The following is a 15,785-nucleotide window of genomic DNA, read 5'->3' as shown; positions in this document are numbered from 1 at the left end:
CACATGCAGCTCACCAGCCCGGCGTTCGTCGGTCTCGTCTGCCTCTTGGCGGCCGCGGCCCTGGCGGGCACGCTGTGGGCGCTGCCCAAGGTGGGCGGCACCGGCCCGCGGCCCCTCGGCTTGCGGGCGGCGCTCCTCCTCGGCTGCCAGCTCGTCATCACGCTGGCCCTCCTCACCGGGATGAACGCCTACTTCGTCTTCTACAACAGCTGGAACGACCTCCTCGGCAGGCTCGGCAGTCCCGTCGGCGTGCGGAGCGCGCAACCGGGCAAGGGCGCGGCGGCGAATCGGGCGCTCACCACAAAGGTCTCGCCGCTTTCCGCGGGGCAGGGGCTCCGCACCCCGAGCCGCGACGGCCGACTCGACGAAACGACGATCCCGGGCCTGCGGACGGGCCTGCGAGCGCCGGCGTTCGTGTACCTGCCGCCGCAGTACTTCCAGCAGCGGTACGCGAACCGCCGCTTCCCGGTGGTGCTCGTCCTCGCCGGGTATCCGGGGGACCCCCGCGGCATCATCGAACGCCAGCAGATGGTGAAGTCGGCGGCCCGGGACATGCGCGCGGGCAAGATCCAGCCGACGATCTACGTGATCACTCGCACGATGGTCGCCCCTCCGCGCGACACCGAGTGCACCGACGTGCCCGGCGGGCCCCAGGCCGAGACGTACTTCGCGCAGGACGTCCCGGCGGCGCTGGAAGCGACCTACCGGCTGACACCCGACGAGCATGGCTGGGGCGTGATGGGACAGTCCGCCGGGGGCTACTGCGCGGTCAAGCTCGCCATGCTGCATTCCGACCGGTTCGCGGCGGGCGCCTCGCTCGGCGGCCACTTGCACGCGCTCAAGGACGCGACCACCGGGGACCTGTACGCGAACAACCGGAAGGTACGCGAGCAGAACAACCTGCTGTGGCGGCTGCAGCACCTCCCGCCGCCGCCCACCTCGGTGCTCCTCGCGTCCAGCAAGGTGGAGCGGGGATACCAGCAGGCGCAGCGCTTCGTCCGGCTCGCGAAACCGCCGCTGCGCGTGGACACGCTGTTCCCCGACGAGGGCGGGCACAACTTCGGGACGTTCCGCCGGCTCACCCCGGAGATGATGCGCTGGATGGACGGGCAGCTCAGCGCACGCTAGCGGCTTGCGTCCTGTTTGCGCCGCTATCATCGCTGGCATCGCGTTGACGAGCGGGCGGACGGCCTGCGGCGAGCCGGGCGCACGACATGACTTCGACCCTCATGCTGGGAGAGCGGGTGTGACTGGAACCGGAAAGCCGGATGACGACCAGGCGGGTGAGCGTCCCGCCCCCGAGCGGCCGGACCAGGCACCGCCCCCGCCCCAGTGGCTGAACAGCGACGCGCGGGCATCCGGCCCCGTCCCGCTCCTCCCCGAGGACGAGCCGGAGCCGCAGGTGCCCGAGTCCGACGACGCGCACCGGACCGCGGTCATGGGCGCCACGCCCCCCGCCGACACCGAGGAGCCGAAGGCGGAGGCGGCGCGGCCCTCCCCTCCACCCGCCCAGGCCGCGCCGCCGGCGAGCACTCCACCGGCGGCCGCTCCGGTCACGTCCACCGACATCCCCGCGCCTCCGCCGTTCCCGTACGCGCAGGAGATCCCGGGGCGGCCCGCCGCTCCACCGGCCCAGAACCTGCCCGCGCCGCCGGCTCCGCCCGCACCCGCGCAGAGTCCCTCGGCGCCCGAGCCGTTCCCCTACGCCCAGGAGATCCCGGGACAGCCTGCCGCTCCACCGGCTCAGAACCCGCCTGCGCCGGCTCCACCCGCGCAAAGCTCCCCGGCGGCCGAGCCGTTCCCCTACGCGCAGGAGATCCCCTCCTCACCCGCGCTCCCCGCACCCCGTGCGCCGGAGCCGTTCCCCTACGCACAGCAGGTCCCGGACAGGCCCGCCGCCCCACCGTCCGCCGAGCCGTTCCCGCACGCGCAGCAGGTCCCAGGGCGGCCGGGGCCGGAGGCAGCCGGCCCGGCGCTGCCACCGCCGTTGATCGATGAACCCTGGCGGACGCCGCAGACCAGCGCCAACAGGCCCCGAAGAAGCGTCAAGAAGCCGCTGCTCATCGGCATCGCCGGGCTGGCCGCCGCCGCGCTCGTCGCGGCGGGCGGGTTCTTCCTGCTGACCGGCGGCGGTGACGGCGCCGCCGGCACCGCCGGCGGCGAGGTCGAGCTGGCGGGCGCGCTGTTCGGCGCGAACTCGGCCGGGACCACCGACGGCCGCGACCAGCGCCTCACCGCCGTGGCCGCGGCCGGCTCCACCGTGGTCGCGGCCGGCGGCGAGTCCGACGCCTCGGGGTCGCGCGGACAGTTCCTCGTCTCCACCGACGGTGGCCGCACCTTCTCGTCCGGCAGGGTGACCGGTCCCGGCGGCGGGGAGCCGCCGCCGAACGAGGTACCCCGGACGGTGGCCGGCTCCGCCAAGGGCTGGGTCGCGCTCGGCGGCCCCGACGGCAACGCCGTACTGTGGACGAGCCGGGACGGCCGGACCTGGGAGCGGCTCCCCGCCGGCGCCGCGCAGCCCTTCGGCAAGGGCACCCGCGTGAAGGCGGTCCAGGCCGCGCCGGACGGCTTCATCGCCATCGGATCCACCTCGCGCAAGGGCGACTTCAGCGACGCCGAACCCGCGGTCTGGACCTCCGCGGACGGCCGGACCTGGCAGATCAGGTCGGGTGGCAGGCTCGACCTCCCGGTGCGGAAGGGCGAGGTGACGCTGGTCACCGCCGCCGCTTCGGGCGGCGTCCTGCTGTTGGAGGGCGTGCACCGCCCGGACCCGAAGAAGCCCGCGCGCTCCCGGAAGGTGTGGCGCTCCGAGGACGGCGGCGGTACCTGGACCGAGTCGATCATCCCGGTGCCCAAGGGCGGCAGCCGAGGCATGATGATCGGCGGCGGCGCGAACGGCTTCCTCGCGGTCCGCGAGGTCAAGGGCGGCGGCCAGTTCTTCTCCTCGACCGACGGCAAGAAGTGGACGAAGGTCGCCAAGCTAGACGTCTCCGGCTACAAACGGGTCGAGGCGGTGCTGAGCGACGACCAGGGCTTCGCGGCCATCGTCGTCCGCGGGCGGGACAGGCTCGTCTCACGGAGCGCGGACGGCCGCTCCTGGAAGGACGCGGGGACCGTCCCGCTACAGCGCGGCACGACCGTGCGCGGCGCGGCGCTCGCCGGCGGGCAGAGCATCATGGTCGGCACGCAGGACGGCGACGGCGACACCGACGCCCTGCTGGCCGTGCACGATGGCAGCGGCGGAGACGTCCCCATCGACCTGTCCAAGGTGCCCGGCGCGGTCCGGCCCGATCTGGCGGTCACCTCGCTGGCGGCGAGCGACGGCAAGGCGGTGGCGGTCGGCAGCGCGAACGGCGAGGCGGCCGCCTGGACCTCGGCGGACGGCAGGACGTGGAACCGCGCCCAAGGCACTGGCGCCGCCCTGTCCCGGCCCGGCCCGCAGCGGCTGCTCAGCGTCACCAGCGGGCCCCAGGGCTGGCTCGCCGTCGGGTTCGACCAGGCCAAGCCGCGCCGGCCGCTCGTGGTGACGTCCGCCGACGGGACGAGCTGGCAGGCCGCCGACGAGTCGGAGGTGTTCAAGGCCGGCGAGCACGAGCTCGTTACCTACAGCGCGGCGTCGGGCCCCGCCGGGTACGTCATCGTGGGCGATGACGGTCTGTCCGCGGCCACCTGGTTCTCCCCGGACCTGAAGAACTGGACGCGCGGGACGGGCGTCGGCGGCAGCGGGTTGAAGGCGCTCCCGAACTCCAACCGGTGGCTGCGGTCCGTGGCGGGCGGGCAGTTCGGCTTCGCTGCGGCCGGGGGCCTGCGCGACCCCGCCGCCCCCAGGCAGTCGAGTTACCGGCCCGCCGTGTGGACCTCGTCCGACGGCAAGCAGTGGACGCTCAAGCAGCTTCCCCTGCCTCCCGGGGTCCAGGAGGGTGTGCTGACACAGATCAGCGCGAAGGGCGGCACGCTCGTGGCGACCGGCAACGCCCGGAAGGCGGCGGGCCGGATCGCGATCGGATACCTGTCGGGCGACGGCGGCCGCACCTGGAAGCCGGTCGATCTCCCGTCCCCGGAGGGCACGAAGAACCTTGAAGTGCTCAGCCTGACCGCGACCCCCGACGGGTTCGCGGCGGCCGGGACGAGCGGCTCGCCCGGGGCCGGCGACGTCGTGTCCTGGACGTCCGCGGACGGGGCGTCCTGGAAGGGTGCGCTGCTCGACGCCAAGGGCCTCTCCGGCGCGGGCGACCAGCAGATCACCGGCCTGGCCGCCTTCAAGAACACCGTGCTGGGCGTGGGGAGAACTTCCGGCCAGTCCGGCGAGCAGCCCGTCCTATGGAGCAGGCCCGGCTGATCGCGGCGCCGGGGACGCCGCATCGGCTCTGGCGGCATCGGCCTCTAGCTGCCAGGTGACGTCGGCGGCTCGGGCTGCGGCGTGAGAGACGAGGCCGTCTGGTCAGGGCGGCGGGCGTGGCGGGGGATGTAGGAGAGGGCGCCTGCCGGGGCGGTGCCGCCGGCGCGGTCGCGGGAGCGGTTGCGGCGGGCGCCGTAGGGGGCGACGACGGCGCGGTAGAACGGTTTGCGGATCATCGTGGGGACGAGGCGGTAGCCGCCGCGGACCATGACGTTGCGCCAGTACTGCGGCTGGGAGATGAAGCCCTCGCGGAGCATCTCGCGCTGCAGGCGCAGCTCGGAGCGGAGCAGTTCGCGGCCGCCGCGGCGCTCGTAGGCGCCCTCGCCGACGCGGTAGTAGACGAGGGGCTCGGCGACGTTCACCATCCGGGCGCCGTTCGCGATCATGCGGACGAACAGCCAGTAGTCCTCCATGAGGGGCAGGTCGCCGTAGCCGCCCGCGGCGGCGACGGCGCTGCGCCGGTAGACGACCGTGGGGTGGTTGAACGGGTCGTGGAGGCGCGAGTAGCGGGCGATGTCGGCGGGGTCGCTCGGCGGGATGCGGCGGCCGACGACGTCGGTGATGTCGGTGCCGAACTCCAGCAGGCCGGCGCCGACGAGGTCGGCGCCGGCGCGGACGAGCGGGACCTGCGTCTGGAAGCGGTGCGGCATGGCGACGTCGTCGGCGTCCATGCGGGCGACGATGTCGTGCCGGGACGCGTGCAGGCCGGCGTCGAGGGCGGGGCCGAGGCCGCGGTTCCGCTCCAGGCGGACGAGCTCGACCTCGACGGGGCTGCCGGCGACGAGGTCGCGCAGGCAGTCCAGCAGCGCGGGCGGGAGGGGGCCGTCCTGGACGAGGACCACCTGGTCGGGGCGCAGGGTCTGCAACTGGACGGCGCTGCGGAACGCGTCGCGCACATGGTCCGCCTGGTCGCCGCCGTAAACGGTCATCAACAGGGTGAAGGGCTCGGGCTGCATGCGTCCGTTCCAGGGGGAGCGTAGGCGGCCTGCGGAGCCCTGCGCGGGGGGCGGCTCGTCGGGCCGAGGTCGGGGGGATACATCTAGGCCGTCCTACTGAGGACGCTTTGAGGCGGTTGACGGTTGGCGCGGGTCAAGATACCGGTGTCGTGGGGCCGCATCAGGTCTGGGCGCAGATGTCACGGTCGGCCCGGATCTCGCCGGCCAGTTTGGGCATGGTCGGTTTCACCCCCCGCAGCCGGGCGCCGTCCGCGCCGATGACGAGGTACACGTGGCCGGGCTTGGCGGACCGCCAGGGCCGCGGCGGATGCCCCGGCACCGCGACCGCCAGGCGCGCGGCCTGCCGTTCGGCGCCCGCGCCGTACAGGATCGCGGTGCGGTCGTACTTCTTCTTGCTCGTGCCGACCTTGACGACCTGGAAGCCCCGCTCGCCGAGCTGCTCGGCGGTGCGCCCGGCGAGGCCCTCCATGGTGGAGGCGTTGTAGACGCCGACCCTCACCTGTTCGGGCGGGACGGGCTTCACCTTGTTCTGCGCGGGCACGGGGGCGGGCGCCGGCTCTGGGAGCTTGTCGTCCTCCCGGACGGCCTTGAACAGCGGCTCGGCGAGGGCCCGGTCGAACTGGACGCGGTACTTGTCCTGCGGGTACGGCTGCACCGGGACGGTGACGAAGCGGACCTTGCCGGCGCTCATCCCCCGCAGGGAAGCGGCGAGCTTCTGCATCACCGACAGCGTGAGCCTGTCGTCGGCCTTGATGGACTTGGTCGCGGCGGAGAGGAAGGCGTAGGTGCGTCCCGGGTCGGTGAGCATCCCCTTGTCGGTCGCCTTCTTGACGACCGAGGCCATGAACGCCTGCTGCCGCTTGATGCGCCCCAGGTCGGAGCCGTCGCCGAGGACGTACCGGGTGCGGACGTAGCCGAGCGCCTGGTCGCCGCGGACGGTCTGCCTGCCGGCGCGCAGGTGCAGCTCGGCCTTGGGGTCGTCGATGCGCTTCGGCACGCAGATCTCGACGCCGCCGAGCGCGTCCACGACCCGTTTGAAGCCGGCGAAGTCGACCTCGACGTAGTGGTCGATGTGGATCTTGGTGAGCCACTCGATGGTGTGCCAGGTGCAGGCCGGGCCGCCGTTGGAGAACGCCGCGTTGATCATCCCGAACTGGGCCGGGACGGTCGTGCCGTTCTTCCGCTTGCACGCCGGCATCTGCACCATCGAGTCGCGCGGGAAGCTGATGCCGATGGCGCTCTCCCCGCCGGGCGAGATGTGCAGCAGGATCGTGGTGTCGGAGCGCTGCCCGGCCTCGGCGCCGTATCGGGCGTTCTCGCCGGCGCGGCTGTCGGACCCTATCAGCAGGATGTTCAGCGAGCTGTTGAGCTTGGGCGGGCGGTTCTGGCCGAGCCTGCCGTCGACGTCCTCGCGGTCGATCTGGCCGTCCAGCCGCCGCCAGAACCCGTAGGCGGTGAGGCAGCCCGCGACCAGCACGACCGACAGGACGACCGACACGACACCGAGCACGCGCCACAGACGCCCCCGCACCGGCGGCTCCGGTGGCGGCGGGGCGTTGTCCGCGTAATAGACGCCGGAGGACGCACCAGTTCGCTGCATCCGTAACATTTCAGCACAGATTCGACACAGGCCACGCGGACCCCGGGAATCTCCCCGGCCCCCTCCCCGGCGCCCGGCCGCGGGGCCCTCCCCGGTGACTAGACTCCCGGACGAGATGAGCACCGTAGACGCGCTGACCGACCAAGCGATGGTCGTCCTCCAGGACCGGCCGGTCGTGCCGCTGAGCGCCTGGCTGAACAGGGCCCTCGGCGACTGCACCGACACCGGACGCACCCTGCAGCTCGTCACGCCGCTGGAGTCCCGGCTGACGCTGCCGCTGCGCACCGCCGCGGCCGGCGACTCACTGCAGTGGATCGTGCGCAACGGCGACGGCTACTACGAGGGCCTGACCGGGCGGCCGATGAAGTGGGGCGGGCGGACGTTCGTCCCCGTCCCGGAGGCCCGCGACTACGCGCCCGGGTTCACCACCCGCCCGACCGCGCCGATCGGCTCGCAGCTCACCCTCGTCTACCGGATCAGGCACGGCGCGGACGGCGACCCCGCCGGGCCGGTCGAGCGCCTCCTGCAGCTGCTCACCGGCAAGTACCCGGCCGGGCTCGGCCCCGCCGAACCGCTGGAGCACCCGTGGCGCCGCGACCGGCTCACCGAGTACGCGCGCGGGCGGCCCACCGGGCGGCTCGTCGTCGGCGGGGACGGGCCGCGCCCCGCCCAGGCCATCTGCGACTACGCGGCGGGCGAGGGCGGCGCCGTCGCCGAGACCACCACCGTCACGGTCGGCTACGCGCCGGAGGACCCGCCGCCCCTGCAGCACCTGCCGACGCTCGTCGGCGCGTTCGCCGCCGACCAGCCGATCGCGTCGCTGTTCGTGCAGCTCACCCCCGGCCGCGCCGACCTCACCACCGAGCCGCGCTGGACCGGCGCCCCCGCCCCGGTCGCGCTGGCCGTCGCGGGCACCGTGACCGGCCCGCCGGGCGTCCCCGGCCAGCAGGTCGGGCCGCCGCGCGCCCCGCTGACGTTCTTCCCGCTCGGCGACGGCCGCTCCCCGGACGGCTGGCAGCGGCACAGCATGCTCATGCAGCACCTCCAGTCGTGACCCGGCCGGTCGTGACCCGGCGGGCGGCCCCCGGCGACCCGGCCTGATCCGGACACGCGGGACGACCCGCCGCACACGGCCACTCCGGCGGATGATCTACCCGGAACGGATGATGTACGGTCCTGCCCATGGGGACGGCCGGGCAGCTCGACGCGCTTGAGCGGGCCGTCCGGGGGACGCTCGCCGAGGGGTCGTTCGAGTTCGACGGCGACGCCGCCGTCCTGCGGATCGAGGGGTCGCTCGTCCACACCGCCGGCTGCTTCCTCGGGTTCGGTGCGGGCGGCGTGGTGCTGCTGCTCGCCGGGGCCGTGCTGTCCCTCGCCGGGCTGCCGGACGAGGCGCGGTGGGCGCTCGCGCCCGGCGCCGGCCTGCTCGCCGCGGTGGCGTGCTTCCTGCTGCTGTGGCGCTTCACCCCGCTCGCCCGGCTGTGGCCGGACCTGGAGCTGCGGTTCGCCGAGCGGGCCATCGTGCACCGCCGCACCCGGATACCGTTCGGCGACCTGCGCCCCGAGCACCTGGTGTGGCGCACCGGGCCGTTCTTCCGCCGGCTCTGCGTCCGGCACCCGTCGCTCCGCAAGCAGCTCGCCGGGTTCTCCGGCGGCGAGAAGCAGCAGGCCGAGGAGTTCCGCAGGCGGCTCTGGGAGCTGATCTCCGCGCCCGACCTGCCGGGGGTCCTCGCCCACGGCGGCGGCCTCACCCCGGTGCAGCGCTGGATCATCGGGGCGGCCGCCCCCTACGGCGCCGTCAACGGGTTCCGGGTGGACCGGCTCGGCGCCGCGCCGGGCGAGTCCGCCGCGGCCGCCGACCGCCGCACCGCGCACGACCTGCTGCGCGACCCGTGGGGAGCCTACGACCTCGAACAGCTGCTCGCCGCCGCCAACTGGCTCGTCCAGGACGGGCACCGCGCCGACTTCGCCCGCGACGCCCGACTCGCCGCCCGGCCCCCGGCCGCGCGGGAGGAGTACGGGAGGCTGCTGCGCGAGGTCGACGGCCTCATCGCCGCCGACCGGCTCGAACCGCCGTTCGTGGAGCGGCTGATCGAGCTGGTCCGGGTCCGGTACGGGGACGAGGGCGGCGCGTACGCGCGGCTCGTCCCGGCGCTGCTGCGGGACGAGCCCGGCGCGGACGCGAGCGAGGAGGGCGCCGAGCTGGCGCACTTCCTCCACCGGCTGTTCAACGACCGCGGCCACGCGGCGGCGGAGCTGCACCGGCTGAAGGTCCTCGCCGACCCGGCGCTGCGCGCCGGCGTGGGGCGCTTGCTCATCTGGGACTACGGGCGCGCGCTGATGCTCTACCGGTGGGGCCACATGGTCGGGTGGCTGACCGAGGAGTACTGCTGGGAGCGGATGCTGCCGCTGGCGATCGACATCCAGCGGCGGTACTCGTCGTGGCGGGACATGTCCGCCTGCTACCTGCAGGGGCGGCTGCTCGGGTCGGGCGGCGGCGGGAAGGCGCAGGCCGAGTACGAGCGGCTCGTCGAGGAGCTCCACCACGAGCCGCGCAGCCCGTGGAACCTCGTCCCCTGGGACCTGGACCTCACCCGCGACTGGCCCTGACGGCTCAGCCGATCACACCGCCCTGGTAGGCGGCGCCGCCCGCGTCGCCGGCCGGGCCCGGGAAGCCGCCCGATCCGCCGCCGGCCCGGCCCGCGCCCTCGCCGCCCTGGTCGTACGCCCGCCAGCTGCGGGCCGGGGCGTCGGCGGCGCCCTCCGGGTACACCATCCCGCCGAGCCAGCGGACGAGGGAGTCGGCGAACTTGCGCGCGACGCGCATCGCGTCCGGCAGGTCGGCGGACGCCCGGACGTCCACCCACCAGACCGGCTCGGCGACCCGGGCCGCGAACTCCGCGCCGAGCAGCCGGCCGATCTCGCCCTCCACCGACACCTGCACCGGGTCCTCGATGGAGACGAGCAGGCGGCCCTCGCCGTCGTGCAGCCGCGTCGGCTCGGGCTCGCCGCCGCGCAGCTCCAGCGGCTCGCCCATCGCGATCATGCCGTCGGCGATGGCGTGCACGTCGGGGCGGCGGCGCACCAGCGCGACCAGGTCGCTGCTCATCGCGCCACCCCCGCGGCCAGCGAGCGGGAGAACACCTCGTGGACGACGCGGGTCACGGCCGCCCGCGCGGCGGCGGAGATGCGGGACATGTCGAGCGAGCTGCCGGTCGCGAGCTGCCGGTCGTACGGGACGAGCACCACGGGCAGCCCCCACGCGGAGAGCATCTGGTGGGCGCGCTGCAGGTCGGCGCCCACCTGCGGCGCGTGCGACACCATCGCGATGACCGTGCGCGGCAGGAGCGTCTGCTGGTTGCTCGCCGCGAACCACTCCAGCGCCCCGCGCGCGCTCAGCGCGCCGTCGACCGTGCCCGGGGTGACCAGCACCAGGCCGTGCGAGTCGGCGATGACGCCGCGGTTGACCTCGGTGAGGATGCCCGCGCCGCAGTCGACGACCGTCGCGGCGACGTACCGGCTGACCGCGCCGAGCGCGGTCTGGAACGTCTCCAGCGTGAACTCCCCCGCGATGCGCCCGCCGCGCGTGGACGACAGCACGTACAGGCCGTCGGGGGTGCGGGTCAGGAAGCGCTCCGCCTCCTCGAACGTGTGCGGGTTCTGCGCCGCGAGGTCGAACAGCGACAGCTGCGAGTGGACGCCGAGGCGCAGCGGCAGCGACCCGAGCTCGGCGTCGGCGTCGGCGGCCAGCACCCGGTCGGCGCGGTGCCGGGCCAGCTCCGTCGCGAGCAGCGCCGCCATCGTGGTCTTGCCGGCGCCGCCGCGCACGCTCGCCACCGCGATCTGCCGCGAACTCGGCACCGGGCGCTGCATCAGCTCGGCGAACGCGGCCCGCTCCCGGGCCTCCCGCGCGCCGCCGCCCATCGCGTTGCGGACGCCGCGCCCCACGCGGCGGGCGAGGGGGTCGCCGTGCTGGTTCCGGCGGACGAGGTCGTGCGCCGGGATCTGGTGGCCGCCGGGGGTCTGCTCCTGCGGGACGGGCTGCGCGGGCGCCTGCTGCTGCGCGGCGGCGCTCGCGTCCGCTCCCTGGGCGGCGCCTTCGCCGGACGACGGCACGGCGCCGAGGACGGGGTTGACCGCGGACTCCCAGTCGAAGTCGGAGTGGACCAGGGGCTCGGCCTGGTTGGGCTGGGCCTGGTTCGGCTGGGGCTGGGCGTCGTGCTGGGGCTGGGCGTCGTGCTGGGCGGGGTCCTGGGCCGCCTGCTGCTGGACCGCCGCCTGCTGCTGGGCCTCGTGCTGCGCCGCCTGCTGCTGCGCCGGCTGCTGGGCGAACACCTGCTGGGCGGCGGCCTGCTGCGCGGCCGCGTGCTCGGCGGCGGCCCGCTCCGCGGCGGCCTGCTCGGCGGCGTGCCGTGCCGCCGCGTGCCGCCCGGCGGCGTCCGGGGCCGGGTGCGGGGACGTCTCGGCCTGCGGCTGCGCGTCGGGCAGCAGCGGGGCCGGGGCGTCGGACGCGGCGGGCGCCTGCTCGGCGGGCCGGGCGAACGGCGGCGCCTCGGGGGCCGCCGGCGAGGCGGCCGCGACGGGCTGCGGGACGGGCTGCTGCGCGGGCTGCGGGGCCGGCACCGCGGACGGCTGCCGTTCCGGCGCGGACCGGGGCGGCGCCTCAGCGCCCCAGGACGCCTCGGCCTTGCCGTGCGGTGCGGCGTCGAGCCGCTCTAGCCCCCGCCGCGACACACCGATCTCGCGCAGCACCGCCTGCTGCCAGCTGGAGTCGGACACCTGCCTCCCCTCTCACCGGCCAGCCTACGAGACACTCGTCGCCGCACGCACCGGGACGGGTGCGCGACCCGTCCCCCACAGATTAGAAGTCCTACGGTCCAAGGGTTTCACCGGCACGGGGGCCTGCACAGGGAAATCCACCATGAATTCCCCTGAACCGTCCGCGGGTTCCGCGGGTCTTAGTTCACACCCCGCCTGTGACACCACCCGGGAGTGACCATGAACCCCCCACCCTGGCCCGGTCAGCCGCCCGGCGGGCCCGGATTCCCGCCGCCCCCCGGCCCGCCGCCGCTGCCCGGCGGCCCCGGCTTCCCGCCGCCGAATCCCCGGCGCGGCGGTGCGCTGGTGCCGCTGCTCATCATCGGCACGGTGCTGGTCCTGGCCGTGATCGGCACGGGCGCCTTCCTCGTCCTCGGCGGCGATGACGACGACCCGGCCCGCACGGCGTCGCTGCCGTCTGCGTCGCTGCCGGCCGCGTCGCAGTCCCCGGCCGGGGGTCCCACCGACGAGCCCACGGCGGAGCCGACGCCGACCAGTTCCAGCGGCGGCGCGGTCGACCCGGCCGGCGTCCTCACCCGGACGATCCGGACCGCGAAGGGCAACACGTTCACCAGGGCGGGGACCCGCACCGAGTCGTGCGAGACCCGCGCGAACTCCGTGCTGCTGCCGGCGCTGCGGCGGCACCCGTGCGTGGGGGACATGTACTCGGCCGTCTACGCCAACCCGTCCAAGCAGATCATCACGGCGGTCTCGATCCTGAAGTTCGCGAGCCCGTCGGACGCGGCCCTCGTCAAGGGCTACACGAGCCGGGAGGGCTGGCCGAAGCTGCTGACGCCGTCGGTCGCCAGCGGGCTGCCGCAGCCGAAGGCCGACCCGGCGTACTGGACGCGGACGTGGACGCAGGGGTCCACGGTCGTGTACGCCCAGTCGTACTGGTCCAGCGGCGGCCCGACCGGCGACCGCACCGGCAGCGTCTTCGCGACGGCGGGCGAGCTCGGCGTCGAGGTCGTCAACACCCTGCTGTGGAGCGGGTGAGCGCCGGCGAGCGGCGGGCCCGCGGGGCCCGCCGCGCTTCCCGCCGCGCTCCCGGCCGGTTCGTCAGCCGTCCTCGCCCGGCTGCCGCCCGGCGTCCCGCCGGCGCGCCTCCTTGCGGGCCATCGCCGACTCGTACGCCGCCAGGGCGCGCTCCCCGCCGGGACGCAGCTCGAACCGGATGCCCCGGTCGCCCTCGTACGGGTTCCGGTGGTCGAACCCGCCGCGGTAGATCTCGTCCGGTATCCGCTCGGGGAAGGCTTCGCAGTAGGGGATCCAGCGGTCGAGCGATGTCTCCGCGCCAGGGTTGGACCTCTTCTGCAACCGCACGCAGGCGTCACAGATGTTCGGTCTCCTGCGCATCGTCCGCCACCCTCCAAGGTCGAACCACCGGTCGCCGCAGTACTGCAACCCGAAGTGTTCCATACGCCCGGCCCGGCGCGGCGTCCGCCGCCCATCCCGGCCTTACCTATCGTGCGATACCGGTTGCAAAATCGGTCTTGAAAGCCGTATAAAATGATCAATCCCTGTGTGTCTGTGATCGTGCGCGGTCGCGGGCTCTTGCAAGCTCCCGACGAACAGAGGGGTGCCTGTGCGCGCTGAATGGCAGGCGCATATCGACGAACTCCTGCAGACCTACCAGGAGAAGCGCCGGCAGATCGCAGACATGCAGTCCCGGCTGGAGGCCATCGAGGCCGAGGCGGAGGCCGCCGACGGCATGGTGCGGGTGAAGGTCGACCGGCAGGGCCGGCTGACCTCGCTCGAACTCGACCCCCGCGTGCAGCGCAAGCTCGGCTCCGAGCAGCTCGCCGAGTCGATCCTTGAGGCCGCGAAGGACGCGCAGGCCCAGGTCGCCGACCAGATGCGCGCGGCGATGCAGGGCCTGGTGCCCGAGGGCGCGGACGAGGGCGGCGGCTTCGACATCACCAAGGTGCTGCCGGAGCGTCCCGACGACTTCGAGGCGATCCGCGAGCGCCTGGGGATCCCGCCGCGATGACCTACGAATACCTGGAAGTCGACACAGAAGAGCTGAAGCGCGCGGGCAAGGGCTTCCACGACGGCGCCAACCAGCTCAAGGCCATCTACGACCGCCTCAACTCGGCGCTCATGGCCGAGGGCGAGTGCTGGGGCACCGACGAGACCGGCAAGACGTTCGCCGAGGGCTACAAGGAGCCGAGCACGCAGGTCCTGGAGTCCTTCCCCAAGCTCCAGAAGGGCCTGGACGGCATCAAAAAGGGCGTCGACCAGATGGCCAAGACCTACAAGCAGGCAGAGGACGCCTCCAGGCTGAAGTGAGCTGATCCGTGGGTCTTGAAATCCCAGAACCGGTCCAGTGGCTGTCCTGGATCATCGGTGCCGACTGGCCCGAGGGCGACGAGACGGCGATGCGCCGGTGCGCCGAGGCGTGGCGCACCGCCGGCACCGAGATCAACGAGCTGATCGAGGACCTCAACCAGACGGCGTCCGACGTCCGCGCCGCGCTGGACAGCGGCGCCGCCGACGAGTTCGGCAAAAGATGGGACCAGTGGGTCTCCACCGACCCGCAGATCCTGACGAAACTCGTCGAGTCGTGCGGCCAGCTCGGCGAGACACTGGACGGCGGCGCGCTCGACATCGAGTACGCGAAGTACATGTTCATCGCGCTGCTGATCGTCACGGCGATCGAGATCGCCTATCTGATCGCGGCGGCCTTCGCGACCTTCGGCGCGTCCACCGCGGCCATCCCCGCCGTGGAGGCGGGGGCCCAGGTCGCGTCCAGAACGATCTTCCAGCGGCTGCTTGAGTGGCTGAGCCGGCGGTTCCTCGGCGCCGTCCTGAAGGGCGCCCTGGTCGGCGCCCTGGAGGGCGGCGGGCTCGACCTGCTCGTCCAGGGCGTGCAGATCGCGCAGGGCAACCGGGACGGCGTCGACTGGAAGAAGACCGGCTCGGCCACCCTGGACGGCGCGATAGGCGGCGCCATCTCCGGCGGCATCGGGCACGGCATCGGCAAGATCCCCGGCGTGAGCGAGACCGCCGACACCGCGCTGGGCAACATGGCCAAGGGCATGGTGCGCGACGGCGTGTCCGAGGCCATCAGCGGCGTGGCCGGCACGGTCGCCACCGCCGCGATCCACGGCGACCCGCTGACCTGGGACGCCATCGCCAAGGGCGCCACGTCGGGCGCGTTCGGCGGCGCAGTCGGCGGCGGCAAGGACGGGCTCAACGACTTCAACTCGCACGTGCCCGGCACCAACACCCCGACCCCGGACACTCCCCCGGCTCCGACGCCCACGCCGACGCCGGACCCGAGCCCTTCACCCTCGCCTTCCCCGTCCCCCTCGCCGTCAGGCGGGGGCGGTGACGGCGGCGGAGGCGGCGGCTCCAACTACGGCGGCGGAGGCGGCAGCGGGGGCGGCGGTGGCGGCTCCCACTCCGGCGGCGGAGGCGGCGGAGGCTCCTACTCCGGCGGAGGAGAAGGCGGCGGAGGCGGCGGCTCGCACACCGGCGGAGGCGGCGGAGGCGGCGGCAACCGCATCGCGACGCTGCTCGGAGACACCGGCGGCGGTGGAGGCGGAGGCGGCGGCGCCTCCCTGGCCTCCGCGACCCCCGACGGCGGATCGCCCTCGGGCGGATCGAGCGGCGGCGGCCTCGGCGGGAACCCGGCCGCGTTCGGCGGCTCGTCCCCGTCCGGCGGCGGTTCCGCGGGCGGCGGCCCCGGCGCCGGCGGCCCGGTCGGCGGCGGCCCGACGGGCGGCGCGGCCCCCGGCGGCGTAGCCCCCATGGGCGGCGGCCCGGCTCCCGGAGCCACCGCCCCCGCGGGAGGCTCCACCGCGTCCGGCGGCTCTTCCGCGTCCGGCGGCTCCCCGTCGTCCGGTGGCAGCTCCTCGTCGTCGGGCGGGTCCTCATCCGGCAGCGGCTCGTCCTCGGCGCCCGGCCGCGGCGGAACACCGTCCTCGGCCCCGTCTTCGGCCGGCGGCGGCTCTTCGTCCGGGGGCGGCTCGTCTCCGGGCGGCACCAGCGCCGGCGGCGGCTCCGGAAC

13 protein-coding genes are annotated in these 15,785 nt (G+C 74.6%); 8 read left to right on the top strand and 5 right to left on the bottom strand.

Annotated features, from left to right (window positions below; translation table 11 throughout):
• Positions 1 to 3 precede the first annotated feature (3 nt).
• Both ACIWVC_RS10865 and ACIWVC_RS10860 read left to right on the top strand, forming a co-directional pair.
• The gene (locus tag ACIWVC_RS10865) at positions 4 to 1,128 is read left to right on the top strand and encodes an alpha/beta hydrolase (RefSeq protein WP_396445988.1); all 1,125 of its coding nucleotides are present in this window, start codon (positions 4 to 6) and stop codon (positions 1,126 to 1,128) included.
• Positions 1,129 to 1,246: 118 nt separating this feature from the next.
• Positions 1,247 to 4,339, top strand: a complete 3,093-nt coding sequence (locus ACIWVC_RS10860) for a hypothetical protein (RefSeq protein WP_396445987.1) — start codon at positions 1,247 to 1,249, stop codon at positions 4,337 to 4,339.
• 44 nt (positions 4,340 to 4,383) lie between these two features.
• Here ACIWVC_RS10860 and ACIWVC_RS10855 read toward each other — a convergent pair whose 3' ends face one another.
• A complete protein-coding gene (locus tag ACIWVC_RS10855; protein ID WP_396445986.1) occupies positions 4,384 to 5,355 on the bottom strand; it encodes a glycosyltransferase in 972 nt (323 codons plus the stop codon).
• Between the two features lie 160 nt (positions 5,356 to 5,515).
• A complete protein-coding gene (locus ACIWVC_RS10850) occupies positions 5,516 to 6,955 on the bottom strand; it encodes an LCP family protein (RefSeq protein ID WP_396454088.1) in 1,440 nt (479 codons plus the stop codon).
• Positions 6,956 to 7,070: 115 nt separating this feature from the next.
• On the opposite strand from ACIWVC_RS10850, the gene ACIWVC_RS10845 reads away from it, so the two are divergent.
• Together ACIWVC_RS10845 and ACIWVC_RS10840 are read left to right on the top strand one after the other, a co-directional pair.
• A complete protein-coding gene (locus ACIWVC_RS10845; protein ID WP_396445984.1) occupies positions 7,071 to 8,009 on the top strand; it encodes a DUF6177 family protein in 939 nt (312 codons plus the stop codon).
• A 128-nt stretch (positions 8,010 to 8,137) separates the two neighbouring features.
• The gene (locus ACIWVC_RS10840; protein WP_396445983.1) at positions 8,138 to 9,565 is read left to right on the top strand and encodes a DUF1266 domain-containing protein; all 1,428 of its coding nucleotides are present in this window, start codon (positions 8,138 to 8,140) and stop codon (positions 9,563 to 9,565) included.
• A 4-nt stretch (positions 9,566 to 9,569) separates the two neighbouring features.
• Here the strand turns inward: ACIWVC_RS10840 and ACIWVC_RS10835 are convergent, their stop codons facing one another.
• Together ACIWVC_RS10835 and ACIWVC_RS10830 are read right to left on the bottom strand one after the other, a co-directional pair.
• The gene (locus ACIWVC_RS10835; RefSeq protein ID WP_396445982.1) at positions 9,570 to 10,064 is read right to left on the bottom strand and encodes a hypothetical protein; all 495 of its coding nucleotides are present in this window, start codon (positions 10,062 to 10,064) and stop codon (positions 9,570 to 9,572) included.
• On the bottom strand, positions 10,061 to 11,734 hold the full coding sequence (locus tag ACIWVC_RS10830; protein ID WP_396445981.1) for a CpaE family protein: 1,674 nt from the start codon (positions 11,732 to 11,734) through the stop codon (positions 10,061 to 10,063). The genes ACIWVC_RS10835 and ACIWVC_RS10830 overlap by 4 nt, the downstream gene beginning before the upstream one ends.
• A 219-nt stretch (positions 11,735 to 11,953) precedes the next feature.
• Between ACIWVC_RS10830 and ACIWVC_RS10825 the strand changes: the two genes are divergently transcribed.
• Positions 11,954 to 12,769, top strand: a complete 816-nt coding sequence (locus ACIWVC_RS10825; protein WP_396454087.1) for a hypothetical protein — start codon at positions 11,954 to 11,956, stop codon at positions 12,767 to 12,769.
• 63 nt (positions 12,770 to 12,832) lie between these two features.
• On the opposite strand, the gene ACIWVC_RS10820 is transcribed toward ACIWVC_RS10825, so the two are convergent.
• Positions 12,833 to 13,129, bottom strand: coding sequence for a hypothetical protein (locus ACIWVC_RS10820; protein ID WP_396445980.1), 297 nt, complete (start codon positions 13,127 to 13,129; stop codon positions 12,833 to 12,835).
• Positions 13,130 to 13,358: 229 nt separating this feature from the next.
• Between ACIWVC_RS10820 and ACIWVC_RS10815 the strand changes: the two genes are divergently transcribed.
• From ACIWVC_RS10815 to ACIWVC_RS10805, 3 genes are all read left to right on the top strand, one after another.
• Positions 13,359 to 13,763 carry a YbaB/EbfC family nucleoid-associated protein gene (locus ACIWVC_RS10815; RefSeq protein WP_396445979.1) on the top strand — a complete coding sequence of 135 codons (405 nt, stop codon included), beginning with the start codon at positions 13,359 to 13,361 and terminating at the stop codon, positions 13,761 to 13,763.
• A complete protein-coding gene (locus ACIWVC_RS10810; RefSeq protein WP_396445978.1) occupies positions 13,760 to 14,062 on the top strand; it encodes a WXG100 family type VII secretion target in 303 nt (100 codons plus the stop codon). The genes ACIWVC_RS10815 and ACIWVC_RS10810 overlap by 4 nt, the downstream gene beginning before the upstream one ends.
• Before the next feature lie 8 nt (positions 14,063 to 14,070).
• A partial coding sequence (locus ACIWVC_RS10805) for a WXG100 family type VII secretion target (protein ID WP_396454085.1) occupies positions 14,071 to 15,785 on the top strand: 1,715 nt, incomplete at its 3' end.

The sequence above is a fragment of the Actinomadura sp. genome, from assembly GCF_044508335.1.
Classification (GTDB): domain Bacteria; phylum Actinomycetota; class Actinomycetes; order Streptosporangiales; family Streptosporangiaceae; genus Spirillospora.
Note: the sequence above shows the minus strand (reverse complement) of the source record. Positions and strands in the feature narration are given on the sequence as shown.

What these genes read in the sequence shown, in the direction of transcription:
- ACIWVC_RS10865 (WP_396445988.1), top strand. Translation starts at nt 4, where the DNA reads ATGCAGCTCACCAGCCCGGCGTTCGTCGGTCTCGTCTGCCTCTTGGCG.
- ACIWVC_RS10855 (WP_396445986.1), bottom strand. Translation starts at nt 5,355, where the DNA reads ATGCAGCCCGAGCCCTTCACCCTGTTGATGACCGTTTACGGCGGCGAC.
- ACIWVC_RS10850 (WP_396454088.1), bottom strand. Translation starts at nt 6,955, where the DNA reads ATGCAGCGAACTGGTGCGTCCTCCGGCGTCTATTACGCGGACAACGCC.
- ACIWVC_RS10845 (WP_396445984.1), top strand. Translation starts at nt 7,071, where the DNA reads ATGAGCACCGTAGACGCGCTGACCGACCAAGCGATGGTCGTCCTCCAG.
- ACIWVC_RS10840 (WP_396445983.1), top strand. Translation starts at nt 8,138, where the DNA reads ATGGGGACGGCCGGGCAGCTCGACGCGCTTGAGCGGGCCGTCCGGGGG.
- ACIWVC_RS10835 (WP_396445982.1), bottom strand. Translation starts at nt 10,064, where the DNA reads ATGAGCAGCGACCTGGTCGCGCTGGTGCGCCGCCGCCCCGACGTGCAC.
- ACIWVC_RS10825 (WP_396454087.1), top strand. Translation starts at nt 11,954, where the DNA reads ATGAACCCCCCACCCTGGCCCGGTCAGCCGCCCGGCGGGCCCGGATTC.
- ACIWVC_RS10820 (WP_396445980.1), bottom strand. Translation starts at nt 13,129, where the DNA reads ATGCGCAGGAGACCGAACATCTGTGACGCCTGCGTGCGGTTGCAGAAG.
- ACIWVC_RS10810 (WP_396445978.1), top strand. Translation starts at nt 13,760, where the DNA reads ATGACCTACGAATACCTGGAAGTCGACACAGAAGAGCTGAAGCGCGCG.